The sequence below is a fragment of the Sphingomonas azotifigens NBRC 15497 genome, from assembly GCF_002091475.1.
In the GTDB taxonomy this organism is placed as follows: domain Bacteria; phylum Pseudomonadota; class Alphaproteobacteria; order Sphingomonadales; family Sphingomonadaceae; genus Sphingomonas; species Sphingomonas azotifigens.
This window is the reverse complement of sequence record NZ_BCTR01000127.1, coordinates 1-1607: the sequence shown is the minus strand read 5'-3', so window position 1 is coordinate 1607 and position 1607 is coordinate 1. Positions and strand designations below refer to the sequence as shown.

Genomic DNA, 1607 nt, shown 5'->3' with positions numbered 1-1607 from the left:
GAGGCTGTGTAAAAACGCTGTTCCGTGGTATAGTTTTCCGTGATGTCGGGAGGATTCTCGATGGGCCGTTTCGTGGAAGAACAAGACCGTCGCCAGGATTTTCTTCTGCCGGCGTCGCTCGATGATTATGTCGCCGAAGATAATCCGGTTCGGGTCGTCGAGGCCTTCATCGACGAGCTGGATCTGGTGGCAATTGGCTTTGCCGGGGCGACGCCGGCGCATACCGGGCGCCCGGCCTATCATCCTTCGACGATGCTCAAGATCTACCTTTACGGCTATCTCAACCGGATCCAGTCGAGCCGGCGGCTGGAGCGCGAAGCCCAGCGCAATATCGAACTGATGTGGCTGACGGGTCGATTGGCACCGGACTTCAAGACGATCGCGAATTTTCGACGGGACAATGGTGCGGCGATCCGGGCGGTCTGCAGCCAGTTCGTGGTGCTGTGCCGACAGCTGAGCCTGTTCGGACAGGCGACCGTCGCGATCGACGGCAGCAAGTTCAAAGCGGTGAACAACCGGGATCGCAACTACACAGAACACAAGGCGGCCAAGCGGATCGAGCAGGTCGAGGCCAGCATCGAGCGCTACCTTGCGGCCCTTGATCGCGCCGATCGTGAGACCAGCGACGTTCCGCAAGCGCGGGTCGAACAGATCCGCGAGAAGATCGCGGGCTTGCGCGGCCAGATGCGGTTCCTGAAGGAAATGGCCGCACAGGTCGAAGCGGCGCCCGATCGTCAGGTGTCGCTGACCGATCCGGACGCCAGGTCGATGAACAGCAGTGGTCGCGGTACCGGCATTGTCGGCTACAACCTGCAGGCAGCGGTCGACGCCGAACATCACCTCATTGTCGCGCACGAAGTGGTGAACGAGGGCAATGACCGGGCGCAACTCGCGCCGATGAGCCGGCAAGCGCAAGCTGCCATTGCCGCAGCCGAGATCACCGTCCTGGCGGATCGCGGCTATATGAACGGCGAACAGGTACTGGAATGCGAAGGCACCGGCATTTTGCCCTGCGTGCCCAGAACCGACACGTCCGGCAAGGCGCAGCGCGGTTTATTCACCAAGGCCGACTTCGTGTACGACGCCGACCACGACCATTATACATGCCCGGCTGGGGAGCATCTGACCAAGGCGCGTGCGCGGTCCGATCATCATGGGGACATCGACCATTACCGCAACCTGAGCGCCTGCCAGAGCTGCATTCTGCGACCGCGCTGTACCACTGAATATGTGAAGCGCGTCAAACGATGGAAGCATGAGGCGGTCATCGATGCCATGCAAAGGCGGCTCGATCTGTTACCCAATGCCATGGGTATCCGGCGCCGGACCGTCGAGCATGTCTTTGGCACGCTCAAATCCTGGATGGGCAGCACCCATTTTCTGACCAAGACGCTCAAGAACGTCAGAACCGAGATGAGTTTCTGCGTGCTGGCCTACAATATGAAGCGAATGATCCAGATCATGGGCATTCAACCGCTCATTGCAGCGATCCGCACCTGAAAGCCCGGTGCGAAGGCCTGGCAATCCATAACCGCGGCCTTCTGAGCCCCACCCCGCGCGCCTTCCACCCAGCGAGCGTTTCTACACAGCCTCGGTCGACTGCTGCC

The 1607-nt window shown here is 60.7% G+C and carries 1 protein-coding gene; it reads left to right on the top strand.

Translation table 11 applies throughout. From position 1 onward, the window contains the following. The first annotated feature begins 60 nt into the window (after window positions 1–60). Window positions 61–1500 (top strand): IS1182 family transposase, encoded by a 1440-nt coding sequence (locus tag SAZ01S_RS23185; protein ID WP_084584691.1) that lies wholly within the window; start codon window positions 61–63, stop codon window positions 1498–1500. Window positions 1501–1607 lie beyond the last annotated feature (107 nt).